This window comes from Marivita sp., from assembly GCF_048006345.1.
GTDB lineage: Bacteria > Pseudomonadota > Alphaproteobacteria > Rhodobacterales > Rhodobacteraceae > Marivita.
Genome location: NZ_CP180351.1, coordinates 3,736,701 through 3,760,286 on the forward strand (window position 1 = coordinate 3,736,701; position 23,586 = coordinate 3,760,286).

General features: G+C 60.4%; 21 protein-coding genes and 1 pseudogene. 10 read left to right on the forward strand and 12 right to left on the reverse strand.

All coding sequences use genetic code 11. The annotated features are described in order from the left end of the window. The first annotated feature begins 11 nt into the window (after positions 1 to 11). The 4 genes and pseudogenes from bhcA to bhcD all read left to right on the forward strand — a co-directional run bounded on the left by bhcA (position 12) and on the right by bhcD (position 4,537). Positions 12 to 1,205 (forward strand): L-aspartate--glyoxylate aminotransferase BhcA, encoded by a 1,194-nt coding sequence (gene bhcA / locus ACMVPR_RS18160; protein ID WP_416884009.1) that lies wholly within the window; start codon positions 12 to 14, stop codon positions 1,203 to 1,205. Continuing rightward, the gene (gene bhcB / locus ACMVPR_RS18165; RefSeq protein ID WP_416884010.1) at positions 1,202 to 2,170 is read left to right on the forward strand and encodes a beta-hydroxyaspartate dehydratase BhcB; all 969 of its coding nucleotides are present in this window, start codon (positions 1,202 to 1,204) and stop codon (positions 2,168 to 2,170) included. The genes bhcA and bhcB overlap by 4 nt, the downstream gene beginning before the upstream one ends. A gap of 107 nt (positions 2,171 to 2,277) precedes the next feature. Further along, a pseudogene (gene bhcC, locus ACMVPR_RS18170) lies at positions 2,278 to 3,440 on the forward strand (3-hydroxy-D-aspartate aldolase BhcC). Positions 3,441 to 3,571: 131 nt separating this feature from the next. Continuing rightward, the gene (gene bhcD, locus ACMVPR_RS18175; RefSeq protein ID WP_416884011.1) at positions 3,572 to 4,537 is read left to right on the forward strand and encodes an iminosuccinate reductase BhcD; all 966 of its coding nucleotides are present in this window, start codon (positions 3,572 to 3,574) and stop codon (positions 4,535 to 4,537) included. A gap of 158 nt (positions 4,538 to 4,695) precedes the next feature. Here the strand turns inward: bhcD and ACMVPR_RS18180 are convergent, their stop codons facing one another. The 4 genes from ACMVPR_RS18180 to puuE all read right to left on the reverse strand — a co-directional run bounded on the left by ACMVPR_RS18180 (position 4,696) and on the right by puuE (position 9,023). Then, positions 4,696 to 5,208: a hypothetical protein gene (locus tag ACMVPR_RS18180; protein WP_416884012.1), complete on the reverse strand. Its 513-nt coding sequence runs from the start codon at positions 5,206 to 5,208 to the stop codon at positions 4,696 to 4,698. Positions 5,209 to 5,640: 432 nt separating this feature from the next. After that, positions 5,641 to 7,056 carry a uracil-xanthine permease family protein gene (locus ACMVPR_RS18185; protein WP_416884013.1) on the reverse strand — a complete coding sequence of 472 codons (1,416 nt, stop codon included), beginning with the start codon at positions 7,054 to 7,056 and terminating at the stop codon, positions 5,641 to 5,643. A gap of 66 nt (positions 7,057 to 7,122) precedes the next feature. Continuing rightward, complete coding sequence (locus ACMVPR_RS18190; RefSeq protein WP_416884014.1) at positions 7,123 to 7,614, reverse strand: ureidoglycolate lyase; 492 nt, start codon at positions 7,612 to 7,614, stop codon at positions 7,123 to 7,125. Continuing rightward, positions 7,611 to 9,023 carry an allantoinase PuuE gene (gene puuE / locus ACMVPR_RS18195; protein WP_416884015.1) on the reverse strand — a complete coding sequence of 471 codons (1,413 nt, stop codon included), beginning with the start codon at positions 9,021 to 9,023 and terminating at the stop codon, positions 7,611 to 7,613. The genes ACMVPR_RS18190 and puuE overlap by 4 nt, the downstream gene beginning before the upstream one ends. A gap of 149 nt (positions 9,024 to 9,172) precedes the next feature. Here puuE and uraH point away from each other — a divergent pair, with 149 nt between their 5' ends. The 4 genes from uraH to ACMVPR_RS18215 all read left to right on the forward strand — a co-directional run bounded on the left by uraH (position 9,173) and on the right by ACMVPR_RS18215 (position 12,610). Continuing rightward, on the forward strand, positions 9,173 to 9,529 hold the full coding sequence (gene uraH, locus ACMVPR_RS18200) for a hydroxyisourate hydrolase (RefSeq protein ID WP_416884016.1): 357 nt from the start codon (positions 9,173 to 9,175) through the stop codon (positions 9,527 to 9,529). Between the two features lie 260 nt (positions 9,530 to 9,789). Then, on the forward strand, positions 9,790 to 10,680 hold the full coding sequence (locus tag ACMVPR_RS18205; RefSeq protein ID WP_416884017.1) for a sulfotransferase domain-containing protein: 891 nt from the start codon (positions 9,790 to 9,792) through the stop codon (positions 10,678 to 10,680). Positions 10,681 to 10,834: 154 nt separating this feature from the next. Continuing rightward, the gene (locus ACMVPR_RS18210) at positions 10,835 to 11,863 is read left to right on the forward strand and encodes a DMT family transporter (RefSeq protein WP_416884018.1); all 1,029 of its coding nucleotides are present in this window, start codon (positions 10,835 to 10,837) and stop codon (positions 11,861 to 11,863) included. A gap of 267 nt (positions 11,864 to 12,130) precedes the next feature. Next, positions 12,131 to 12,610 (forward strand): DUF1579 domain-containing protein, encoded by a 480-nt coding sequence (locus tag ACMVPR_RS18215; protein ID WP_416884019.1) that lies wholly within the window; start codon positions 12,131 to 12,133, stop codon positions 12,608 to 12,610. Between the two features lie 87 nt (positions 12,611 to 12,697). Here the strand turns inward: ACMVPR_RS18215 and ACMVPR_RS18220 are convergent, their stop codons facing one another. Further along, positions 12,698 to 13,606 (reverse strand): LysR family transcriptional regulator, encoded by a 909-nt coding sequence (locus tag ACMVPR_RS18220; RefSeq protein WP_416884020.1) that lies wholly within the window; start codon positions 13,604 to 13,606, stop codon positions 12,698 to 12,700. Positions 13,607 to 13,705: 99 nt separating this feature from the next. Here ACMVPR_RS18220 and ACMVPR_RS18225 point away from each other — a divergent pair, with 99 nt between their 5' ends. After that, positions 13,706 to 14,932, forward strand: a complete 1,227-nt coding sequence (locus ACMVPR_RS18225; RefSeq protein ID WP_416884021.1) for a urate hydroxylase PuuD — start codon at positions 13,706 to 13,708, stop codon at positions 14,930 to 14,932. Positions 14,933 to 15,011: 79 nt separating this feature from the next. After that, on the forward strand, positions 15,012 to 15,641 hold the full coding sequence (locus tag ACMVPR_RS18230; RefSeq protein WP_416884022.1) for a hypothetical protein: 630 nt from the start codon (positions 15,012 to 15,014) through the stop codon (positions 15,639 to 15,641). 153 nt (positions 15,642 to 15,794) lie between these two features. On the opposite strand, the gene ACMVPR_RS18235 is transcribed toward ACMVPR_RS18230, so the two are convergent. The 7 genes from ACMVPR_RS18235 to ACMVPR_RS18265 all read right to left on the reverse strand — a co-directional run bounded on the left by ACMVPR_RS18235 (position 15,795) and on the right by ACMVPR_RS18265 (position 23,529). Next, the gene (locus ACMVPR_RS18235; protein ID WP_416884023.1) at positions 15,795 to 16,940 is read right to left on the reverse strand and encodes an iron-containing alcohol dehydrogenase; all 1,146 of its coding nucleotides are present in this window, start codon (positions 16,938 to 16,940) and stop codon (positions 15,795 to 15,797) included. A 4-nt stretch (positions 16,941 to 16,944) separates the two neighbouring features. Beyond that, on the reverse strand, positions 16,945 to 18,321 hold the full coding sequence (locus ACMVPR_RS18240) for an aldehyde dehydrogenase family protein (RefSeq protein WP_416884024.1): 1,377 nt from the start codon (positions 18,319 to 18,321) through the stop codon (positions 16,945 to 16,947). A gap of 3 nt (positions 18,322 to 18,324) precedes the next feature. Continuing rightward, the gene (locus ACMVPR_RS18245) at positions 18,325 to 19,686 is read right to left on the reverse strand and encodes a glutamine synthetase family protein (RefSeq protein WP_416884025.1); all 1,362 of its coding nucleotides are present in this window, start codon (positions 19,684 to 19,686) and stop codon (positions 18,325 to 18,327) included. 72 nt (positions 19,687 to 19,758) lie between these two features. Continuing rightward, the gene (locus ACMVPR_RS18250; protein ID WP_416884026.1) at positions 19,759 to 20,796 is read right to left on the reverse strand and encodes a TRAP transporter substrate-binding protein; all 1,038 of its coding nucleotides are present in this window, start codon (positions 20,794 to 20,796) and stop codon (positions 19,759 to 19,761) included. Positions 20,797 to 20,855: 59 nt separating this feature from the next. Continuing rightward, entirely contained in the window at positions 20,856 to 22,181 is a 1,326-nt protein-coding gene (locus tag ACMVPR_RS18255) for a TRAP transporter large permease (RefSeq protein ID WP_416884027.1), read from the reverse strand. Then, positions 22,181 to 22,762, reverse strand: a complete 582-nt coding sequence (locus ACMVPR_RS18260) for a TRAP transporter small permease subunit (protein ID WP_416884028.1) — start codon at positions 22,760 to 22,762, stop codon at positions 22,181 to 22,183. The genes ACMVPR_RS18255 and ACMVPR_RS18260 overlap by 1 nt, the downstream gene beginning before the upstream one ends. Further along, positions 22,759 to 23,529, reverse strand: coding sequence for an N-formylglutamate amidohydrolase (locus ACMVPR_RS18265; protein ID WP_416884029.1), 771 nt, complete (start codon positions 23,527 to 23,529; stop codon positions 22,759 to 22,761). Before ACMVPR_RS18265 ends, ACMVPR_RS18260 begins: the two co-directional genes overlap by 4 nt. Between the last annotated feature and the right edge of the window lie 57 nt (positions 23,530 to 23,586).

Consider the following 23,586-nt stretch of genomic DNA (forward strand, 5'->3'; position numbering starts at 1 on the left):
GGAGAGACACCATGAGTTTCCAGAACCCCGTTTTCATTCCCGGCCCGACCAACATTCCTGAATCGCTGCGCAAGGCGTGCGATATGCCGACCATCGACCACCGGTCGCCGTTGTTCGGTAAGATCCTGCACCCGGCCCGCAAGGCGGTTCAGCAGATCCTGAAAAGCACCAGCGCGGAAGTGTTCATCTTCCCCGCGTCCGGTACGGGCGGATGGGAGACCGCGCTGACCAACACGCTCAGCGCCGGTGACACCGTTCTGGTGGCCCGAAACGGCATGTTCTCGCATCGCTGGATCGACATGTGCGAACGCTTTGGTCTTGATGTGATCATCGTGGACGTGGCGTGGGGCAAGGGTATCCCGGCGGATCGCTATGAAGAGATCCTGACCAAGGACACGGCGCACCGGATCAAGGCGGTCCTCGCCACACACAACGAAACGGCCACCGGCGTGAAGTCTGACATCGCAGCGGTCCGCCGCGCGATGGATGCGGCCAAGCACCCGGCGCTTTTGTTCGTGGATGGCGTGTCGTCGATTGCGTCCATGGATTTCCGCTTTGACGACTGGGGTGTCGATGTTGCCGTGACCGGGTCGCAGAAAGGCTTCATGCTGCCTGCTGGTCTTGCGATCACAGCCTTCAGCAAAAAGGCGATGGAGGCGACCAAGACCGCAGGTCTGTTCCGCACGTTCTTTGATGTCAACGACATGATGAAGGGCTACGAAAAGAACGCCTATCCCTACACGCCCGCCGTTGGCCTGATGAATGGCCTGAATGAGGCGTGCCGCATGCTGCAGGACGAAGGTCTTGAGAACGTGTTTGCGCGTCATACCCGCATTGCCGAAGGCGTGCGCGCGGCTGTCGACGCATGGGGTCTTACGCTCTGTGCCGAAACGCCGGACCTCTACTCTGACACCGTGTCGGCAGTCCGGACACCGGAAGGGTTCAACGCGACCGATATCGTGACCCATGCAGCCAGCACATATGGAGTGGCGTTCGGCGTTGGTCTGGGTGACGTGGCGGGCAAGGTGTTTCGCATCGGCCACCTTGGCAGCCTCACCGACGTGATGGCGCTTTCGGGTATCGCCACAGCCGAGATGTGCATGGTCGATCTTGGCCTCGATATCAAGCTTGGGTCTGGTGTGGCTGCGGCGCAGGAGCACTATCGTCACGGGTCGAACATTGCACAGAAAGTGGCAGCAGAATGAAAGACATGGGCATGATCATCCCGACCTATGAAGACATGCTGGCGGCGCATGAGCGGATCAAACCGCATATCCGCCGCACACCGGTGATGCAGTCGGATTACCTCAACGACCTGACCGGGGCGCAGTTGTTCTTCAAGTGCGAGAACTTCCAGGAGCCGGGTGCTTTCAAGGTGCGGGGCGGATCGAACGCGGTGTTCGGGTTGAGCGATGAAGAGGCGGAGCGTGGGGTGTGTACCCATTCCTCGGGTAACCATGCCTTGTGCCTGAGCTACGCCGCAGGCCGTCGTGGTATCCCGTGTAACGTGGTCATGCCGCGCACCGCGCCGCAGGCCAAAAAAGACGCGGTGCGTCGCTATGGCGGCACGATCACCGAGTGCGAGCCGTCGACCACATCGCGCGAGGCGGTTTTTGCCGAAGTGCAGGCGCGCACCGGTGGTGAGTTCGTGCACCCCTACAATGACCCCCGCGTTATCGCGGGGCAGGGGACCTGTTCCAAGGAATTCATGGAACAGACCGACGGTCTCGACATGATGGTGGCACCCATCGGGGGTGGTGGGATGATTTCGGGGACTTGTCTGACACTGTCGACACTGGCACCTGATGTCAAAATCATTGCCGCCGAGCCGGAACAGGCCGACGACGCCTATCGCAGCTTCAAGGCGGGGCACATCATCGCCGATGACGCGCCCGAGACAATTGCCGATGGTCTCAAGGTGCCGCTCAAGGATCTGACGTGGCATTTTGTGTCGAACCATGTGTCCGACATCATGACCGCGTCGGAAGAAGAGATCATCGACGCGATGAAGATCACGTGGAAGTATCTGCGCATCGTGATGGAGCCGTCCTGCGCCGTGCCGCTGGCGATCATCCTCAAGAACAAGGAAGCCTTCGCCGGCAAGCGTGTAGGCGTGATCGTCACGGGCGGGAACGTGGACCTCGATAAACTGCCGTGGATGACGCGGTAAACGCGCTTCCTTTCCGATCCTGTTTCCGATAGGAAACAACCGGAACTATACGACACACAGCGAGTCTGCATGTCAATCGCGACACGCTTTACCTTCGGAGAGACGCAATGAAAGACATGAGCATTCTGGACGATTATGAAGTCGGTTTCGACATTCCCGCCAAGCCGGGCATGAGCGAAGCCGAGGTGCAGACACCCTGCCTCGTTCTCGACCTCGACGCGCTGGAGCGCAACATCAAGAAGATGGGCGATTACGCCAAGGCGCATGGCATGCGTCACCGCGTGCATGGCAAGATGCACAAGTCGGTGGACGTGGCCCTGCTCCAGGTCGAACTGGGCGGCGCCTGCGGCGTGTGCTGCCAGAAAGTGTCCGAGGCCGAGGTGTTCGCCCGCGGTGGCATCAAGGACGTTCTGGTGTCGAACCAGGTGCGTGATCCCGCCAAGATCGACCGTCTGGCGCGTATGCCGAAGCTGGGCGCGCGGACGATCTGCTGTGTGGACGATCTGGCCAACGTGGCGGACCTGTCGGCAGCGGCGGTCAAGCACGGCACGCAGATCGAATGTCTGGTTGAGATCGATTGCGGCGCGGGTCGTTGCGGCGTGACCACGACGCCTGCGGTTGTCGAGATTGCCAAGGCGATTGACGCGGCAGAGGGTCTGAAGTTCGCCGGCATCCAGGCCTATCAGGGCGCGATGCAGCACATGGACAGCTATGACGAGCGCAAGGCGAAGATCGACATCGCCGTGGCGCAGGTGAAAGACGCCGTGGACACGCTCAAGGCCGAAGGCATCGAGTGTGACATCGTCGGCGGCGGCGGCACCGGGTCGTATTACTTCGAGTCCAACTCGGGTGTGTACAACGAGCTGCAGTGCGGATCTACGCGTTCATGGACGCGGATTACGGTCGTATCCTCGACAAGGACGGCAAGCGCATCGACCAAGGCGAGTGGGAGAACGCGCTGTTCATCCTGACCTCGGTGATGAGCCATGCGAAGGCCGACAAGGCCATCGTCGATGCGGGTCTCAAGGCGCAGTCGGTGGACTCGGGTCTGCCGGTGATCTTTGGACGCAACGACGTGCAATACGTCAAATGCTCGGACGAGCATGGTGTGGTGATGGACCCGCAGGGCGTGCTCAAGGTCAATGACAAGCTCAAGCTGGTGCCGGGCCACTGTGACCCGACCTGCAACGTGCACGACTGGTATGTCGGTGTGCGGAACGGCGTTGTGGAAACCGTTTGGCCGGTCTCGGCGCGCGGCCGCGCGTATTGATTTCGCCGCGCTGACGCGCGTCGATCCGTGGGGGGCCAGCCCCCCACACCCCCCGAAGTATTTTTGAACCAGAGAAGACCAGGACGGTGCGCAGTGGGGACTGTCGCACCGTTTTTCATGAGGGAGAGACCATGTATATCGTTCCGGAAGCCATGATCGCCGATCTGGTGTCACGCGAGGCCTCGTTCGAGGCGGTGGAGCAGGTGTTTGCCGCGATGGCGGCGAAGGATGCCTATAACTTTCCGGTGGTTCGCGAGGCGATTGGGCACGAGGACGCGCTTTACGGCTTCAAGGGTGGGTTCGACCGGGTTGGCGGCGCGCTGGGTCTGAAGGCCGGGGGCTACTGGCCGCACAACCTCGAGAAACGCGGGCTGATCAACCACCAGTCGACGGTGTTTCTGTTCGATCCGGACACCGGCAAGGTGCGGGCGATGGTCGGGGGGAACCTTCTGACGGCGCTGCGCACGGCGGCGGCGTCTTCTGTATCGATCAAACATCTGGCGCGGGCGGATGCCAAGGTCATGGGCATGGTCGGCGCAGGCCATCAGGCGACGTTCCAGCTGCGGGCTGCACTGGAGCAACGGTCCTTTGAGAAGGTGATCGGGTGGAACTATCACCCCGAGATGCTGCCCAACATCGAGAAGGTGGCGCAGGAGGCCGGTGTGCCGTTCGAGGCGGTGGACCTGCCGGGGATGGCTGAGGCGGATGTGATTATCTCGATCACCTCGGCATTCTCGCCGTCTTTGATGGCGGATCATGTCAGCCCCGGTACGCATCTTGCCTGCATGGGCACCGATACCAAGGGCAAGCAGGAGGTCGAGGCGGCGCTGCTGGCGCGGGCCAAGGTGTTCACCGACGAGGTCGCGCAGTCGATCAGCATCGGCGAGGCACAGCACGCGGTGGCGGCAGGGCTGATCGCGGAAAGCGACGTGATCGAGATCGGTGCGGTGATCAATGGCACCCATCCGGGGCGGACCTCGGACGAGGACATCACGCTGTTCGACGGGACCGGTGTCGGGCTTCAGGATCTGGCCGTGGCATCGAAGGTTGTCGAGTTGGCCATTGAACGCGGTGTGGCGGTCGAGGTGGATTTCTGAAGCGATCCGTTGTAGCGGAACAAAGCGTTTGAATTTATCGCAACTGAATTTATCGCAACGCTATCGGCGTGTTAGGTAAGTCTGACGTATTTGAGCGACGGGCATGCTATCTGGATATTCGGCGCTGCGTCCGTCCCTCAAAACTGACCCGCCGTCTGCTAAAACTCTGGGTTTCCGACCAATGCAAAGTCCAGAACAGCGGAGTCGAAGAGGGCTGAACCTCTGCAAATTGTCTTGGCGTAGGTCCATTCGATCTTTTCATATGTCATGGTGATGGTTTCTGTCGGCACAGGTTCAGCCTTGGTGGCCGAATCCTCGATTTTGACGCCTGATAACGTGAAGGTGCATGTGCCCTTTGGTCCAAGCCCGGGGGCGTTGTCCACCAAAGTGACGGTATCGAGCCGTCCGCTTCCTGTTGCAATGGCACGGAATGGTGAGGGATATGCACTCGTTGGCCTGTTCACTTTGAGTGTGCCCCGGCCAGCGACACCGGTTTTGGTTGTCCCGGGTTCAGGCACGCTGCTTGCGGAGGTGTTGTAGCTGGAGACTAAGACATCCTTCATCCGGTGAGTGTATTGAGAGGTATTGGTACTGCCAGTGCCAAGTTTGCCGGTGGGTTGCAGGCGTGTATTTTCACCCTTTATGTCACCAATTTTGATAAATGCGGGCATTTCTATCTCCCAAAACGAAGCATTTAATTCACGTGTTCGGACCAGAAGGTATGGCGATGGCACGTTTATGCCGGATTAATTGTGTGTCACGGAAAGGACCTGACCTGATCCGCTAAATTCGAACGTCAAACAGGCCCAGTGTCACCATCAATCAGGGATAAATCCCTTTGGACTGTTCGTGTTAATCTTGTCTTGGTGAAAAGTGCCGTAACGCACTCTCTTTTGTGCACGCTGACTGGGAACAATATCAGGTGATTCAGGAATTCGATCAAGAGAATTAAACTATGCCAAGATTGCATGTGGTCGGTGCAGGCGAGCGGCAGCGCGTTGAAAAGCACATATCTTTAAGGACATCGTCAAAAGTGAAGGGGGCGAAATCGCCCCCTTTTTTGGTCTGTATGTACGAACTCTTTGAATTTTGATGTGGCCGGATCACTCGCCCGGCATGGAGCCTTTGCCGTGGCCGGACATGCCGCCGGAGACTTCCTCGGTCGCCTCATCGGAGAGTTCCTCGGGCAGGACAAGGTTCAGAACGATGGCGATCACTGCGGCGGGCAGGATGCCGGAGGTGGCCAAGACCTTGAGCGTCTGCGGCAGGTATTGCAGCGCGTCCGGCTCCAGTTGAAGGCCAAGGCCCAGCGACAGGGCAATCGCGAAGATCACCATGTTGCGGCGGTTCCAGTTCACGTCGGACAGCATCGAGATACCGGCCGCGACAACCATGCCGAACATGACGATCACACCGCCGCCCAGTACTTCGATCGGCACCGACGAGATCACCGCGCCGACCTTGGGAACAAGGCCGCACAGGATCAGGAACAGCGCACCGATGGTGACGACACCCCGGCTCATCACGCCGGTCATGGCAATGAGGCCGACGTTCTGGCTGAAGGATGTGTTGGGCAGCGCGCCGAAGAGACCCGAGACTGCGGTGCCCAGACCGTCTGCCATGGTTGCGCCCTGGATTTCCTTGTCGGTGGCTTCACGGCCTGCGCCGCCCTTGGTGATGCCCGACACGTCACCCACGGTTTCCACCGCCGACACGAAGGACATGGCGCAGAAGCCGATGATCGCGGCGACCGAGAATTCCAGCCCGAAATGCAGCGGGTTCGGCAGGGCGAAACTCGCGGCGCGACCCACATTGCCAAGGTTCACCTGACCCAGCGCGAAGGCCACGGCATAGCCCACAAGCAGACCGACGAGAACCGCTGAGACGGAAAGCATGCCGCGGGTGAAGAACTTGAGCCCCAGCGTGACGATGATCACCGTGCCGGCCATCGTCCAGTTGAGGAGCGAGCCGTATTCCGGGGTGCCGATGGCGGGCACACCGCCTGCCGCGTATTGCACGCCAACCTTGACCAGTGCGAGGCCGATCATGGTGACGACAAGGCCCGTGACCAACGGCGGCAGGGCAAAGCGCAGTTTGCCGATGAAGAGACCCAGAACGGTGTGAAAAAGACCCCCGACCAGAATACCGCCCATCAGAACGGCGATGGCGTCAACGCCCTTGCCCGCAACCAGCGGGATCATGATCGGGATGAAGGCAAAGGACGTGCCCTGCACAATGGGCAGGCGTGCGCCCACGGGGCCGAAGCCGATGGTCTGGAACAGTGTGGCGATGCCCGCAAAGAACATCGACATCTGGATCATGTAGATCATCTGCGGGAAATCGGGGCTGTTGGAGCCAAAGCCGAAGCCCGCCGCGCCGCAGACGATGATCGCCGGGGTGACGTTGGACACGAACATCGCCAGAACGTGCTGGATGCCCAAAGGCACCGCCTTGGCGATGGGGGGTGTGTAGTTCGGATCGCGGAGCTGCTCCGGCGTGCCGATGGATGCGTCTGACATGGTTCCTTCTCCCTCGTAACCATTGGTTTTATTGCCGGACGCCTCTCCTCAAAGGCGGCCGGTTCGTTATGTGCCGTTGACCACCTCGTAAGGGGTTTCGAGCCAGTGTTCTTCGAGATTGGCACCGTCCCCGATCCGGTCGATCACGGCAAAAAGGCCGGTGCCTGACAGCGGGGTGAGAACCCCGTGCCACGTGTTGCGGTGAAAATTGATCGCTTGCCCTGCTTGGGTCAGGAAGGCGCGCGGCGTGCCGGGTTTACCATCCTCGTCCGGGGCGACGATCACCAGGAAGGGATCATGGCTCATCGGCACGAAGGCCTGACTGCCGAGCGGGTGCCGTTCCAGCAGGTCGAGCGTGTAGGGCAGGCTGCGCAGCACGGCCTTGAAGAGGCTGATCCCGGCGCGACCACCCGAAAAGTCGAGTGTCGCGCGGTCGTGGTAGCGGCCGCAGAGGCCCTGATTGATCAGCTTGTCCGGGTCGCCTGAACAGTCGAGCAGGTCGCCGAACGGGGCGAAGGCGGTGGCCGTCAGCGGCTCTGTGAGGATCTGACGGGTCATGCGCCCAGCTTGTCCAGAAGCCGCAGTTCGGCGATGCGTTCGACCTGACGGCAGGCCTCGGCGAATTCGGTGTCGCGGTCGTTTTCGATGCGGCGGTGGAACGCGTCGAGGATGCTGGCCTTGGTGTTGTCCTTCACCGCGATGATGAACGGAAAGCCGTGTCGCGCGACGTAATCGGCGTTCAGCTTCTGGAACGTGCCCCGTTCTTCGTCGGTGAGCATGTCGAGGCCTGCGCCTGCCTGTTCGGCAGTGGACTCGGCGGTCAGGCGTCCGGCGGCGGCGAGTTTGCCGGCAAGGTCGGGGTGGGCGTTCAGCACGCCGAGGCGTTCGTTGTCAGAGGCACTGCGGAACGCGCGGCAGAGCAGGCTGTGCACACCACGCGCGGTGTCGTGGGTGGGCCCGGATTCATAGGCGCAGGCGCGTTCGGCGATCCAGGGGGAATGTTCGAAGATGCCGCCGAACGCCGCGACGAACGCCTCTTGGCTCATCTCGGACGGGCGTTGTGCGCTCGGCGCGGGGTGTTCCTTGGCCCAATGCAGGGCGATCTGCTGGCGGGTGGCGAACCAGACGCCGTCGTGCCCGGCCATGTAATCCAGTGCGCGCTTCAGCGCAGCGGCGCGACCGGGGCGGCCCACGATGCGGCAGTGCAGACCGATGGAGAGCATCTTGGGCGATCCCTCGACCCCTTCGGCATAGAGGTAATCAAAGCTGTCCTTGAGATAGCTTTCGAACTGGTCGCCGCTGGTAAAGCCCGCCTGAATGCCGAACCGCATGTCGTTGCAGTCCATCGTGTAGGGCATGATGAGTTGGTCGATATCGCCAAAGCGCGTCCAATAGGGCAGGTCGTCGGCATAGCTGTCGGCGACGTAATCAAAGCCGCCTTGTTCCGCGACGAGGCGCACCGTGTTGTTCGAACAGCGCCCGGTGTACCAGCCTTTGGGCGGCTCACCGACCACTTCGGTGTGCAGGCGGATGGCCTCGAGGACCTGGGCGCGTTCCTCGGCCTCGGGCATGTCCTTGTGTTCGACCCATTTCAGACCGTGTGAGGCAATCTCCCACCCGGCATCCTTCATCGCAGCGACCTGTTCGGGCGCGCGGGCCAAAGCGCTTGTCACCGCGTAGATGGTGATGGGAATGTCCTTCATCATCCGGTGCAGCCGCCAGAACCCAGCGCGCGATCCGTATTCGTAGAGCGATTCCATATTCCAGTGGCGCATGCCCGGCCAAGGCTGCGCGCCTGTGATCTCGGACAGGAATGCTTCGGACGCGGCGTCGCCGTGCAGGATGTTGTTCTCGCCACCCTCTTCGTAGTTCATCACGATCTGAACGGCGATCTTCGCCCCGCCCGGCCAATTGGCCTTTGGGGGTGTGGCACCATAACCTGTCATGTCGCGGGGATAACGTTGCACGGCGGGGTCCTCCTGAGTGGTTGTCTGTGTAATCCGAATAATCCAATTCGTTTTTCAAGAAATCCCGAAAGCTGTCTCAAATGGCTTACTGTTTGCGCATTTTGCGAAGATGGCTGCATAAAGAGGCACTCACACATGAGGAGAGCGCGATGTCCGGTTATTTGACGACCCATGTTCTGGATACGGCCAAGGGATGCCCGGCTGCGGGGCTCAAGATTGCGCTTTACCGGGTGTCGGGCAATTCACACCGCAAGATCGCAGAGACCGTGACCAATGACGACGGTCGAACAGACAGCCCGATCCTGCCGGTGGGTTCGTTCCAGACCGGGACCTATGAATTGGTGTTCTTCGCGGGGGATTACCTGCGGGCGTCGGGACAGGCGGGGGACGATCTACTGTTCCTCGATCAGGTGCCGATCCGGTTCGGCATGTCGGACCCCGCGGCGCATTACCATGTGCCGCTCTTGCTCTCGCCCTATAGCTATTCGACCTATCGGGGGAGCTGATCGGCGCCTCTGCCACGGCACGCTCCAGAATTTTATGGGCGGCGCCCAGAAACTTCGTACGAAGTTTCTGAACGCGGCTCATTAAATTCAGGTTACGCTGGCTGCGAATTTGTGGCGGGCCGGGTGCTTGTTTTCCCGTCCATACGGAACGCGCGCGCCGTGTTGACCTCGCAACCAATGCCGAGCGAACACCGGTTTTCGTTGTGTCCTGTCGCGACCCGGCGTTTCCTGATGCTGTCTGCATGCCGGAGGTGCCCCGAATGAGGACCCGAAAGCTCTATCTCGGCCCCCTGACCGACAATCGGCGCTGGGACATGGTCACCATCCGGCCCGACGACGTGTTTGTTGTGAGCCCTCCCAAATGTGGAACAACCTGGATGCAGACCATCGTGGCGCTGCTGCTGTCTGGTGATCCCGATATCGAGACCGAACTTTCTGTCAAAATGCCGTGGGTGGATATCCGAGTCCGCGAGATGGCTGAAGTGGCAGAACGGCTTGAGGCCATGACCCACCGTCGCAGCATGAAAAGTCATACGCCGATGGACGGGCTGCCGCTTGATAATAGCGCGATGTATCTCTGCGTGTTCCGGCATCCGCTGGATGCGCATTTCTCGTACCGGACACATGTCCGGAATATCCCGATGTCGTGGTTCGACATTTGGTATCCCGAAGACGACCCGGACGGTGTGACCTTTCGCCGGTTTCTGGATGGCGGAGCAGAAGGGTTCGATGGCGACGCCATGCCTCTTGCGCATATCCTCCGGCACTACACGGCGGCCAAGGCTGTTGCCGACCGGCCCAATGTGGCGCTGTTCCACTATGCCGATATGAAGCGGGATTTGGCGGGGACCTTTGCCAAAGTGGCTGACCTTCTCGGCATTTCGCATTCTGCAGCTGTGATGGAGCGCCTCGTTCAGGCGGCCACGTTCGACAACATGAAACAGAATGCAGACCGCTATGCACCCTCGGGCGGCAAGGGCTTCATGAAATCGGACTCGGACTTCTTTCACAGTGGCACCAACGGGAAATGGCATGGCAAGCTGACCGGGGCCGAGTTGGCCGCCCATGACGCGATGATGGATGCACACCTGTCGCCCGAGGATCGTGCCTGGCTGGAATTCGGATCGGACAGCGAGAACGCCCGGGCATAACCGCTTTCCCGGCGCGGTTCTAACCAACGCCCCTCCGTGGAAATTGGACCTGTGAGGATGAAACCGACATCCGGGTCGCGGACTGGCGGGATGGGTACACGGAAACGGTCAGTCTGCGTGCATGACTGTTTCGACACACCCAGCCGGGCCGCCAATGTCCCGCACGCTTCAAGGTATCGTCTGCGTGATTGCCGGCATGGTGTTGTTTGTCGGGCAGGACCTGTTGATGAAGGGCATGCTCACGACCTATCCGGTGTGGATGCTGATCTTCGTTCGGTCGGTTGTGGCTTTGCTGACCCTGCTGCCGCTGGTGCTTTGGCTGGGTGCGCCGCACCGCATCTATACGCCGCTTTGGCCGTGGTATCTGGCTCGCGCTGTTCTGTTCGCCGGCGGTTTTGCGATGTTCTATGCGGCCTTTCCCTTTATGGGACTGGCCGAAGTCACCACGCTCTTTTTCGCGGCGCCCCTGATGACCGCGACGTTGGCGGCGGTGTTCCTGCAGGAAAAGATCGGGATACATCGCGTTCTTGCCTTGCTGGTCGGATTCGCTGGCGTTGTGATCGCAGTGAACCCGACAGGTGGCAATTTCGGCTGGATCTCGATCCTGCCGGTGATGACCGCGCTGACCTATGCGATCAGTCAGACCATTGTCCGCAAGATCGGAGAGCAGGACACATCGCTTGTGATCGGGCTTTATACGATCTCTTTGTCGGGTGTGGTGATCATCCCGATCGGCTTTGCGGTGACGCAGGTGATCGAGATCACGCCGGACCTCATCCATCTGCGCATGAGCTGGCCTGTTCCGGCCCTTGACGGGCTTGGCATGCTCGCGCTTTTGGGGGGCATCGGGACCGTGGCCTACACACTTGTCTCGCGCGCTTACCAGATCGCGAGTGCAAGCGTGATTGCGCCGTTCGACTACAGTTACCTGCCGCTTGCCGCGCTTTTCGGCTACCTCGTTTGGGGTGAAGTTCCGCACTTTACCACCTTTGTCGGCATGGTTCTGATCGTGAGCAGCGGCATGTACACGGCCTATCGCGAGCTGCGCATTGAGCGCGAGGCCAACGACAACCCACCGACGGCCCAGACGGTCTTTACGCCTGGCGCACCGGCCGTGGTTCTGGAGGATGCGTTGGACGCCGAAGCGGCTGAACCCGAACAGCAGGTGCCGTCCCGGGAGTGAGATCGGGTTCGCCACGCAACAGCGCGAGGTCCAGACGCTCGACATCGTGGGATTCTGTTCGATGAACGCTGGCGGATGAGGTGCCGCCGTACTCGGGTATGTCGGACGCTGCAGCGCATCACCAAGTGCCGCTTTTGCGTTCAGCCTATGTGTATTCGACCTATCGGGTCAGCTGAGCACTACGGCTATCAATGCTCTAAAAGTACGGTACTTGACTCAAGATCATTTTGAGAACAAAAGTAGAACAAAATTTCTGCAGGTGTCGAAATGCAAGACCAAAATATCATCTCCAAAGACTTCGATTTCGCTTTTGGCACTTGGCGGGTGAAGCATCGCCGTCTCAAAGAAAGGCTGGTTGCATGCCAGGATTGGGAGGAATTTGACGGCACGTCCGAAACCCGCCCGGTCTTGGGTGGAAATGGCAACATCGAAGACAACCTCCTGAATTTTCCCAGCGGGCCTTACCGCGCGATTGCGATCCGTGATTTTGATCCATCTGATCGCACTTGGGCAATTTGGTGGTTGTCTGCCAATAACCCGCATCAGCTTGACGTGCCCGTGATCGGCAAATTTGCAAACGGGGAAGGCGCGTTCTTTGCGAATGAAGTTATTGATGGATCGCCGGTGCGGGTAAGGTTCCTTTGGCTTCGGACAGGCACGTCTTCACCAAGGTGGGAACAGGCGATGTCAGATGACGGTGGCGTGACTTGGGAAACCAATTGGACCATGGATTTCGAGCGCGCTTGAACCCGTCATATACCCATTCTGGTAAGTTCCTGGCTTGGACATTGATCAAGAGCAATGAGGCCACAGGGCTTATTGCGACTCTGGTCCTCAGGCGCTTTTGATCGCCATCCCGATCCGGCCGATCACGAAATCCATGAACAGCCGGGTTTTCGGATCCTGCCTGCGCCGATGGGTGAACAGGCAGGCCATCTGCACCGGGACCGGGGGCGTGTCCTTGGCCACAACGACCAGTCGCCCGGCGCGCAGGTGGTCTGCGACCTCGAACACCGGTTTGAGAGCGATGCCCTGACCATCGAGCGCCCAGTCGGTCAGCACGTCGCCATCGTCGGACTCAAAGCGCCCCCGGACCTTGAACCGCTTAGGGCCATCAGGGGTTTGCAGCCGCCATTGGAACTCGGTCGCGCCGGGAAAGCGCAGGTTCAGGCATTCATGGTTCTGGCTCAGCAGATCGTCGCCGGAATTCGGCATGCCGCGCGCCTTGATGTAGCCGGGGGCGGCGCAAAGCACGCGGTCGACATCGGCGATCTTGCGGATGCGCAGCGTGCTGTCCTCGGGTTCGCCCAGAAACACGGCAAGGTCGAGGCCTTCGGTCGTTAGGTCAACCTTACGGTCCGTGAGGCGCAACCGTACGGAGACCTCGGGATACTGCTCGATGAACGCGGGCACCTGCGGCGCGATCAGGCGACGGCCAACGCCCAAGGGGGCGGCGACGTAGATCGACCCACGGGGTTTTTCGGTGATGTCGACGACCTGTGCCTCGGCCGCCTCGACCGCTTCGAGCACTTCGACGGCACCGGCGTAGAACAGCCGTCCCTGTTCCGTGGGCGTCAGATTGCGGGTGGTGCGCTGGAAGAGACGCACCGAGAGATGTTCCTCAAGTTGGGCAATCCGAGTCGAGGTGACAGCAGGCGAAATGCGCAAATCGCGCCCGGCGGCGGACATGCTGCCCAATTCGTAGACACGAACGAAGGTTCTGATGTTGTCGAGATAGGACATTATTCGCAGATTTTTGATACAGCTTGGGTTTTCATCGGAATAGCAGAAGAATGGCCCTGCCGCTAGTTTGTCGGAAACTGCCAACGGGAGCCTTTCGCCATGTATGATTTCGCCGTTCTCTGGGACTGGATCGCCTTTGCGGTGCGCTGGCTGCATGTCATCACGGCGATGGCGTGGATCGGGGCGAGTTTCTATTTCATTGCGCTCGACCTGATGCTGAAACCGGCCAAGGACATGCCCGAGGGCGCCTACGGCGAAGAGTGGGAGGTTCACGGCGGCGGGTTCTATCACACGACCAAGTACCTTGTTGCCCCGGCGCGGCTGCCGGAGCATCTGACCTGGCACAAGTGGCAGAGCTATACGACGTGGCTCTCGGGCGCGGCTTTGCTGATGATCGTCTATTGGGTTGGGGGTGAGCTGTTCCTGCTCGACCCGACCAAGGCCGATCTGGCGCTCTGGCAGGGTATCGTGATCTCGGCGCTGTCGCTGACCATTGGCTGGCTGCTTTATGATTTCCTGTGCAAATCCGCGCTGGGTGAGCAACCTACGGTGCTCATGCTGCTGCTCTTCGCCATCCTCGTTGTGATGGCCTGGGGATATGACCAGGTGTTCACCGGACGCGCGGCGCTGCTGCACCTGGGGGCGTTCACGGCGACCATCATGACGGCCAACGTGTTCTTCATCATCATGCCGAACCAGCGGATCGTCGTGGCAGACCTCAAGGCGGGGCGCACACCGGATCCCAAGTATGGCAAGATCGCCAAGCTGCGCTCGACCCACAACAACTACCTGACGCTGCCGGTCATCTTCCTGATGCTGTCGAACCACTACCCGCTGGCCTTTGGGACCGAGTTCGCATGGCTGATCGCGTCACTTGTGTTCCTGATGGGGGTCACGATCCGGCATTACTTCAACTCCATGCACGCGGGCAAAGGCCAGCCGAACTGGACCTGGGCGGTGACGGCGGTGATCTTTGTCACCATCGCGTGGCTGTCGACGCTGGGCGGGTCAGAGACCTATGAAGAGGCGGCAGAGCGTCCGATGACGGAGTTCGAAGTGCGCTTTGCGTCCGCCGAGGGGTTCGAGGACGCGTATAACGTGGTGCAGGGCAATTGCTCGATGTGCCACGCGCGCGAGCCTTTGTGGGATGGCATCCGCTGGGCGCCCAAGGGTGTCTATCTGGAGACCGAGGCCGACGTGGCGCAGCACGCGCATCAGATCTATCTGCAGGCTGGGCGGTCCCACGCGATGCCGCCGCCGAATGCGATCCAGATGGACGCCGAGGCGCGGGCGCAGATTGTGGCTTGGTATCGGGCGGTGGAGTAGAGGCTTACTGCCCTAAAATTGTCCGCATTGGCCCGCACAAATGGTGCTCCTGATCCGAGTGCAAGCAGGGGTAGGCCAGATGCCGAACATTACAACGGAAACGTTTCATAATGGTGATCTGAACAAAATCCTCGAAACTGACGAGCGTTTGCTGTGGTCTGGCGCGCCGGGATATGGGCGGCGGTTTCTAGAGGTTGTTGGTCATGAAAGAACGATCCTTATCGCCGCTCTCTTTGCAATTCCGGTCATGTGGAGCTCGCTTGTTTTAATAAGTCCTGACGCTCAACTGAGTCGCAAAGACGCGACTTGGGTCTACGGTGCAGTCACCCTCGGACTCTTTGCAAACTCGCTGTTCTTGGCCGGGCAACGTCAGTATGTGCTGTCCACGCTTGCCTATTTTGTGACTGACAAACGCGCTTTGATTTGCCGTCGCGGATGGAACTGGCGATTTGGCGTCCGCCTGTATGTTGTTTCATGCAAACACTCTGCGACCTATCCGTATTCCTTGATAGACACCCGCCCGTTTCCGTCCTTGCAAATCGGCACATTGCTTTCTGTTGACCAAGTGCAGCCATTTGGGTGGGGCCTGTCCCATCCTGGACACTCGATTTTGCGCCATCGGACAACTTCAAACGTGACCTTCGATTACATTCCCGATGCGCAGGACGTGTTTGAGCTTATCCAAAGCATGACAGGAAATCAGGTTTAGGTCGTCAGAGTTCGGAAGCTGAGCGCGAAAACATTATTCGCGGCAGGGCGGCACCCCTTTTGCGTCCGTAGACTTGGGTGCCCCGTTCAACCTAATTCTCTTGGAAACGGGGCTTCCTGCTTGTTTCGATGTCGTTAAGCGCTTCAGTACGCATCACAGGACGGATTCAAACAACGCCCGCGTATTCGCCTCGGTCATGGTGACCGGGTTGCCGCCTGTGCTTGGGTCGTTGAGCGCGTCGCGGACGAGCACGTCGAGGTGCACGTCCTTCACACCCAGATCGGTGAGCGTTTTCGGGATCGCGAAACCCGCGTTGAACTGATCGACAAAGGCGCAGAAGCCGTCAAAGCCGCCGTCGATACCCAGATAACCCGCCGCGCGGTCAAACCGGTCGCGGATGGCGTCGGCGTTGAACTTGAGCACGGTGGGCATGAAGACGGCGTTGGTGGTGCCGTGATGCGTGTGGTGATGCGCGCCGATGGGGTGGCTCAGAGCATGGATCGCGCCGAGGCCCTTCTGGAAGGCGGTCGCGCCCATGGCGGCGGCACTCATCATGTTCGCTCGGGCTTCGATATCGGACCCGTCGGCATATGCGCGGGGCAGGTTGTCGACGACAAGGCGCATGCCTTCAAGCGCGATGCCCTGGCTCATCGGGTGGTAATGCGGGCTGGAATAGGCCTCGACGCAGTGGGCAAAGGCATCAAGCCCGGTGCCTGCGGTGATGAACTTGGGCATGCCCACGGTCAGTTTGGGGTCGCAGATCACCACGGCGGGGAGCATCTTCGGGTGGAAGATGATCTTTTTCTCGTGCGTCACCGAGTTGGTGATGACGCTGGCGCGACCCACTTCTGATCCGGTCCCGGCGGTGGTCGGCACGGCAACGATGGGGTGGATGCCTGCGGGGTCGGCCCGGGTCCACCAGTCGCCGATATCCTCGAAATCCCAGAGCGGGCGGGACTGACCGGCCATGAAGGCGAGCGTCTTGGCGAGGTCGAGGCCAGAGCCGCCGCCAAAGGCGATGACGCCGTCAAAGCCGCCTTCGCGGTAGACCTTGAGGCCTTCTTCGACGTTCTTTTCGTTCGGGTTGGGATCGACATCCGAGAACATCGCGCGGCCCAGACCCGCCTGTTCGACAAGGTTCAGGGTCTTGGTGGTGATCTCCATATCCGCAAGGCCCCGGTCGGTGACGAGAAGCGGTTTGGATATGCCAGCGGCGAGGCACGCCTCGGCGATTTCCGAGATGCGTCCCGCACCGAAACGGATGGCGGTGGGGTAGGACCAGTTTGCTTTAGGCGACATCGGCTTATGCCTTCTTGAGATGGTAGGATTTGGGGCGTGTCAGGGCCTGATACGCCAGTTTTGACAGACCTTGCCCGCGTCCGGTGTCCTTGCAGCCGGTCCAGCAGAGCGCGGGGTCGAGGTAATCGCAGCGGTTGAGGAAGACGGTGCCGGTTTCGATCCGGTCGCCGATGGCTTCGGCGGTGGCTGTGTCGGTAGACCAGATGGAGGCGGTGAGGCCGAACTGGCTGTCGTTCATCAGCGCGATGGCTTCCTCGTCGTCCTTGACCGGCATGATGCCGACGACGGGGCCGAAGCTTTCGTCGCGCATGACGCGCATCTTGTGTGTAACGTTGGTCAGGATCTGCGGTGTCAGATACGCGCCGCCATCATCGGCGGGCATGGTGTCGATATGCGCTTTTGCGCCATCGGCCAGCGCTTCGTCGATCTGGGCGCGGACTTCCTTGGCGAAGCGGACATTCGCCATCGGGCCCATTGTGGTTTCGGGGTCAAGCGGGTTGCCGAGTTTCTGCGCGCTGACCCACGCGACCGCCTTTTCGACGAACTGGTCGTAAAGGCTTTCGTGCACGTAGATGCGTTCGATGCCGCAGCAGCACTGGCCCGAGTTGAACATCGCGCCATCCAGCAGCGTGTCGACCGCCGCGTCGAGATTGGCATCGGCGCGCACATAGCCAGGGTCCTTGCCACCCAATTCGGTCGAGACGGGGATGAAGGTGCCCGCAGCGGCGCGTTCGATGGCTTGGCCACCGCCGACCGAGCCGGTGAAATTGACGAAGTCCACCGCACGTTCGGAGAGCAGCGCAGAGGTGGTGTCGTGGTCGAGGACGAGGTTCTGGAACACGTCTTCGGGCACGCCTGCCGCGCGAAACGCCTCGGCAAGGTGCTCACCCACGGCGAGAGTCTGGCCTGCATGTTTCAGGATCACCGTGTTGCCCGCGATGAGGGCAGGGGCCACGGTATTGATCGCGGTCATGTAGGGGTAGTTCCACGGCGCGATGACCAAAACGGTACCCCACGGGGTACGCTTGATCAGGCGGCGGAACGCGTCGCTGTCTTCGATCTGCATCAGGGCGAGCAACTCTGCGGCGACGTCGGCCATGTAGGTCAGGCGTTCGTTGAAGCCGCCATATTCGCCGCCATAGCGGACGGGACGGCCCATCTGATGCGCCAATTCGGTCGCCATACGGTCTTTCTGCTGGCCGATGATTTCACCCGCCTTGCGCACCAAAGCGATGCGTTCGGACAGCGGGCGCGCGGCCCAATCGGCTTGGGCGGCCTTGGCGCGTTTGGCAGCGTCGAAGGCGGCGTCGCGGGTCAGCACCTCGCGCGTGAGGTACACCGATCCGTCGATCGGGGAGATCAGGTCTACGGTCTTGGTCATGGTTCAGGCTCTTTCAAATCCGCGCTGGAGTTCCCAGTCGGTGACAACGGCATCAAAGGCTTCTTGTTCCACCTCGGCGGCACGGGTGTAGTGGTCGACCACGAAATCGCCCATGGCCGCGCGGAGCATGGCGGAGGAGCGCAGGGCATCGGTGGCATCACGCAGATTGGCAGGGATCTCCGGGATGTGGTCCATGTAGTAGACATCGCCCGAAACAGGCTCTTCCAGGGACAGCTTTTCCTCCATCCCGGCGATGCCAGCGGCGAGTTGCGCGGCGCAGGCAAGGTAGGGGTTGATGTCGCTTCCGGGGATGCGGCATTCGATCCGCACGCCCTTGGTGCCGTCGCCCACAAGGCGGTAGCCTGCGGTGCGGTTGTCCACCGACCATGCGATCTTGGTGGGGGCAAAGGTGCCCGGCAGGAACCGCTTGTAGCTGTTCACATAGGGCGCGAGGAAGAATGTCATATCGGGGGCATATTTGATCAGGCCCGCGACATAGGATTTCATCGTGTCAGACATGGTCAGCTTGTCCGCCGCGTCGTGGAACACGTTGGTGTCACCCTTGAACAGGGACTGGTGGATATGTGCGGCGCTGCCGACACGGGTGTGGTGCCATTTCGGCAGGAAGCTGGCCGCATGGCCGTGCATGTTGGCGATGTCCTTGACCGCGTGTTTGGCGATCGTGTGGTTGTCGGCGCAGGCGAGTGCATCGGCATAGCGGATGTTCAGCTCTTCCTGACCGGCTTCGGCTTCGCCCTTTGAGTTTTCTACCGGCACTCCAGCGGCCACCAAGTGGTTGCGGATCGGCCGCATCACGTGTTCTTCGCGGGTGGTCTGGAGGATGTTGTAGTCTTCGTTGTAGCCGCTGATCGGGGTCAGGGTGCGATAGCCGTTCTTGCGGATTTCCTCGTAGCTTTTCTCGAACAGGAAGAATTCCAACTCGGTCGCCATCATCGCGGTCAGGCCCATTTCGGCAAGACGGGCAATTTGCGCCTTGAGGACCTGGCGCGGGGAATGCGGCACCGGTTCGTGCGTGTGGTGGTCGATCAGGTCACAGAGCACCATCGCCGTGCCTTCGAGCCAAGGCATCGGGCGCAGAGTGGTCAGGTCCGGTTTCATCACGTAGTCGCCGTAACCCGCGGCCCAGCTTGTGGATTTGTAGCCATCCGGTGTGGCCATTTCGAGGTCGGTTGCCAGCAGGTAGTTGCAGCAATGCGTTTCTTTCCATGCGGACTCGAGGAAGTTCGAGACATGGAAGCGTTTGCCCATCAGTCGGCCCTGCATGTCGACCATGCAGACCAGAACAGTGTCGATTGCGCCGGTTTCGGCTTTGGCTTGCAGGTCATCAAGTGTCATGTGGGCCATGGGCGTGTCCTTTCCATTCACGGTCAAAGCGACCCCCCAAAGGGGATCGCTTCTTGAGGTTTTGTGCCTCGATTATTCGAAGTTGTACGGTGCGCCCGCCTGGTTGATGACGCTGTTGTACTCGCGGAAGATGTTGATGATCTTCTGCTGGATCTCGCCTTCCTCGGCAACCTCGTTCCAGAATTCCTTGGCGGCGTTCTCGACCTCGGCCCATTCGCTTGGCGGAACCTGACGCAGTTGCAGCTTGTCACCATTGGCGCGCAGAGCCGCTTCTCCACCCCAGTACCACTGGTTGCGGTAGGTGTGGCCCGCTTCGGTCGCAGCCATCACGACGGACTTGAGGTGATCCGGCAGGTCGGCCCAGCGTTGCTGGTTGATGAACCATGATCCGATCCACGCACCCGAGATGTTGTTGGTGAGGAAGTAATCGGTCACGTCAGCCCAGCCCACGGTGTAGTCTTCGGTGATGCCCGACCACGCCATGCCGTCCAGTTCGCCTGTCTGCACCGCGACTTCGGCGTCTTCGTAAGGGATCGACACAGGGACAACGCCGAATTTCGACAGGAAGCGACCGGCGGTCGGGAAGGTGTAGAGGCGCAGACCGTCAAGGTCAGCAACTGAGGTGATTTCCTTGGTGGTGTTGAAGTTGCACGGATCCTGACCTGCGGCCGAGATCCATTTCACGCCGACCTTGTTGTACTCTTCTTCCCAGATTTCCTTGAGGCCGTACTGGTTGAACAGCACCGGCACGTCGAGGATGTGCTTCGTGGCAAACGGGAAGTAGCCGCCGAACTGGCGCAGCGGGGTTGGGGACGCCATGGAGTCGTCGTCCGAGTGCACGCCGTCGATGGTGCCGCGCTGAAGCGCCTGGAACAGCTCGCCCGTGGGGACGATCTGGTCAGCATAGAACAGCTCTACCGTGAGTTCGCCGTTGGCGTTTGCGTTGATGTAGTCGATGACCGGCTTGGTCACATGCTCGCCCAGAGCGGCGCCCGCATAGGTCTGGAAGCGCCACGTAATGCCGGATTGCGCTTTGACAACGGCGGGGGCAGCAAGGCTTGCGGCGGCACTGATCCCGGCGGTTTTAAGGAACTTACGTCTGGTGGTCATGTCATATCCTCTCGGTTGGGTTGGGGTTCGACGCTCCGTTCGCGGAGTCTTGATTGTGATTATTTGCCATACACGTATTCCGGCAGCCAAAGGGCGATCTGTGGGAAGACCATGATGATGGCGAGGGCCGCGACCATCACCAGAACGAATGGGATGATCGACGCGTAGATGTCGCGCAGGCCAATCTCCGGCGGGGCCATCGCGCGCATCAGGAAGAGGTTATAGCCGAAGGGCGGTGTCATATAGGCGATCTGGGTCGTGATCGTGTAAAGGATGCCGTACCAGATCAGGTCAAAGCCCAGTGCGCCCACCAGCGGGACATAGAGCGGTGCGACGATCACGAGCATCGCGGTGTCATCCAGGAACGTGCCCATGATAATGAAGCTGAGCTGCATCAGGATCAGGATCACCCACGGACTGAGACCAAGCTGATCGGTGAACAGGTTCTCGATCGCTTTGACCGCTCCCAGACCGTCGAACACCGCGCCAAAGGCGAGGGCGGCAAGGATGATCCACATGAACATGCAGGAGATACCCAGCGTGTTGCGGACCGAGTTCTCGAACACTTCGCGGGTCATGCGGCCCTTTAGGACAGCGGCCATGAAGGCGGCGATGGCCCCGATGGCCGAGCTTTCGACAAGTGACGTCCAGCCGTTCACGAAAGGCACCATCATCACGAAGAAGATGCCCAGCGGCAGCAAACCTGCGCGTAGGAGGCGCAGTTTTTCGGCGCGGGGGATGTCGCGTTCGGCGGCGGGCAGGACCGGGCCAAGCGCTGGGTTCAGTTTGCAGCGGATCACGATGTAGATGACGAACATGGTCGCCATCATCAGACCGGGGATCACACCGGCGAGCCAGAGTTGGCCAACCGGCTGGCGCGCGATCATCGCGTAAAGGACCAGCACCACCGAGGGTGGCACAAGGATGCCTAGTGATGACCCCGCCTGGATTACCCCCGTGACCATCCGTTTGTCGTATCCTCGCCTCAGGAGTTCGGGAAGCGCGATGGTGGCTCCGATGGCCATGCCGGCGACGCTTAGCCCGTTCATGGCCGAAATCAGGACCATCAGGCCGATGGTGCCCACGGCAAGGCCACCGGAGAGACCGCCCATCCAGACGTGGAACATCTTGTAGAGATCATCCGCGATGCGGCTTTCCGACAGCACGTATCCCATGAAAATGAACATCGGCAGGGTCAGCAGCGGATACCACTTCATCAGCTTCATCGCGGCCGAAAAGCCCAGGTCGTATCCACCCCGGTCGCCCCACAGGAAGAACGCGGCAACGACAGCCACAAAGCCGATGGCGCCGAACACGCGCTGGCCCGTCAAAAGCATCAGCATCATGGTCGAGAACATGAGCGCCGCAATCAGTTCATACGGCATCAGACCTTGGCCCCCATGTCATGTCCTTTGAGGCGCAGGATGTCCTTGGCCAGTTCGCACAGCACTTGCAGCAACATCAGGAAGATCCCGATAACCATGATGACCTTGATTGGCCATAGGTAAGGCCTCCAAGAGGTCGGGCTGCGTTCGAGGAAACCAAGTTCTTCGCTGCCGGTGGCAAGACCTGCGAAAAAGCTGATCGGTTCCGATCCAAAATAGCCCAACGAATAGGCGGTCGAGGCGATGCCGCCGTAGAGCAGGAAACCGAGGTAGATGAGCAGGAAGACTACGGTCACTGCGTCAATCGCGGCTTTGCGGCGGTCGCTCATTTCGCCATAGATCAGGTCCATGCGCACATTCGATCCCATCTGAATCGAATAGGGCCCGCCAAGGATGTAGTAGGCGACCATCGCGAACTGGGCCATTTCCAGCGTCCAGAGCGAAGGGACAAGAAACACCTTGCTGATGGACGACCAGATCAGGATGCCCATCATCACGAAGATGCCGTACATCACGATCCGCCCGATCATGCGGTTGAACGGGTCGATCACCCCGACATAGGCCTGCAGCGCGCGGATCATAGCGCCTCCTGCGTGGCGAGGGCTTTGGTCAGCATCGTGCTCAGGATGTCTGTGAACCGGGCAACACCCGCCGCGTCCGAGACCAGATCGTTGCGGACTTCGATCATCACGTTTTGCAGGCCGCGCGGGATCGCATGTTCGCGCAGAGTATGGGTGACGCCATCGGTCACGGAATAGGGTGCGTTCAGTTGTGCATCGAGACCGTCGGGCCGGTTCGCCATCATCGCGCGGGCGAGCCTGTCGTCGCTGTCATGCAGCAGGCCCAGTTCCACATCGCGGGGCTGGCCGAACCAGACGGGCGTGAAGGTGTGGATTGTCACAAGCGCCGGAGGGGTTGAGAACCCGTCGAGCGTGGTTTTGAGCAGCGTGCGGAACGGGTCGTAGACCTCGGTCACGCGGGCGGCGCGGGCGGCGTCATCGAGGTCGACATTGCCAGGCACGTCGATCACTTCGGACCTTTCCGGAAACGCACCGGGCGCGCTGGGCGGGCGGTTGCAGTCGAAGACCAGACGCGAGATGCGCGAGGCAACCAATGGCGCATCGAGCGTTTTCGACAGCGCTTTGGCCAGATCGAGACCGCCGATGTCCCACGCCGCATGGCTATACCGGTGTTCCGGGGCGACGCCCAGATCGGCAAGGTTTGAAGGGATAAACGCGCTGGCATGCTCGCAAACCAGGCAGATCGGTGCGGTGCCCTGCGGGTTGACCACCTCGGCAGCGGGGCCATCGTTCGGGCCCAGAATCGTATGATGGTTTTGCGTGCTCACGGGGCCATTAAGGGTTTGGGCCTCTGACTCTGTCAAGACATTTCCGTTGATTATTGT

Bases quoted from the DNA above. Each gene is read 5' to 3' on its own strand.
- bhcA (WP_416884009.1), top strand. From the start codon at position 12: ATGAGTTTCCAGAACCCCGTTTTCATTCCCGGCCCGACCAACATTCCT.
- bhcB (WP_416884010.1), top strand. From the start codon at position 1,202: ATGAAAGACATGGGCATGATCATCCCGACCTATGAAGACATGCTGGCG.
- bhcD (WP_416884011.1), top strand. From the start codon at position 3,572: ATGTATATCGTTCCGGAAGCCATGATCGCCGATCTGGTGTCACGCGAG.
- ACMVPR_RS18180 (WP_416884012.1), bottom strand. From the start codon at position 5,208: ATGCCCGCATTTATCAAAATTGGTGACATAAAGGGTGAAAATACACGC.
- ACMVPR_RS18185 (WP_416884013.1), bottom strand. From the start codon at position 7,056: ATGTCAGACGCATCCATCGGCACGCCGGAGCAGCTCCGCGATCCGAAC.
- ACMVPR_RS18190 (WP_416884014.1), bottom strand. From the start codon at position 7,614: ATGACCCGTCAGATCCTCACAGAGCCGCTGACGGCCACCGCCTTCGCC.
- uraH (WP_416884016.1), top strand. From the start codon at position 9,173: ATGTCCGGTTATTTGACGACCCATGTTCTGGATACGGCCAAGGGATGC.
- ACMVPR_RS18205 (WP_416884017.1), top strand. From the start codon at position 9,790: ATGAGGACCCGAAAGCTCTATCTCGGCCCCCTGACCGACAATCGGCGC.
- ACMVPR_RS18210 (WP_416884018.1), top strand. From the start codon at position 10,835: ATGTCCCGCACGCTTCAAGGTATCGTCTGCGTGATTGCCGGCATGGTG.
- ACMVPR_RS18215 (WP_416884019.1), top strand. From the start codon at position 12,131: ATGCAAGACCAAAATATCATCTCCAAAGACTTCGATTTCGCTTTTGGC.
- ACMVPR_RS18220 (WP_416884020.1), bottom strand. From the start codon at position 13,606: ATGTCCTATCTCGACAACATCAGAACCTTCGTTCGTGTCTACGAATTG.
- ACMVPR_RS18225 (WP_416884021.1), top strand. From the start codon at position 13,706: ATGTATGATTTCGCCGTTCTCTGGGACTGGATCGCCTTTGCGGTGCGC.
- ACMVPR_RS18230 (WP_416884022.1), top strand. From the start codon at position 15,012: ATGCCGAACATTACAACGGAAACGTTTCATAATGGTGATCTGAACAAA.
- ACMVPR_RS18235 (WP_416884023.1), bottom strand. From the start codon at position 16,940: ATGTCGCCTAAAGCAAACTGGTCCTACCCCACCGCCATCCGTTTCGGT.
- ACMVPR_RS18240 (WP_416884024.1), bottom strand. From the start codon at position 18,321: ATGACCAAGACCGTAGACCTGATCTCCCCGATCGACGGATCGGTGTAC.
- ACMVPR_RS18245 (WP_416884025.1), bottom strand. From the start codon at position 19,686: ATGGCCCACATGACACTTGATGACCTGCAAGCCAAAGCCGAAACCGGC.
- ACMVPR_RS18250 (WP_416884026.1), bottom strand. From the start codon at position 20,796: ATGACCACCAGACGTAAGTTCCTTAAAACCGCCGGGATCAGTGCCGCC.
- ACMVPR_RS18255 (WP_416884027.1), bottom strand. From the start codon at position 22,181: ATGCCGTATGAACTGATTGCGGCGCTCATGTTCTCGACCATGATGCTG.
- ACMVPR_RS18260 (WP_416884028.1), bottom strand. From the start codon at position 22,762: ATGATCCGCGCGCTGCAGGCCTATGTCGGGGTGATCGACCCGTTCAAC.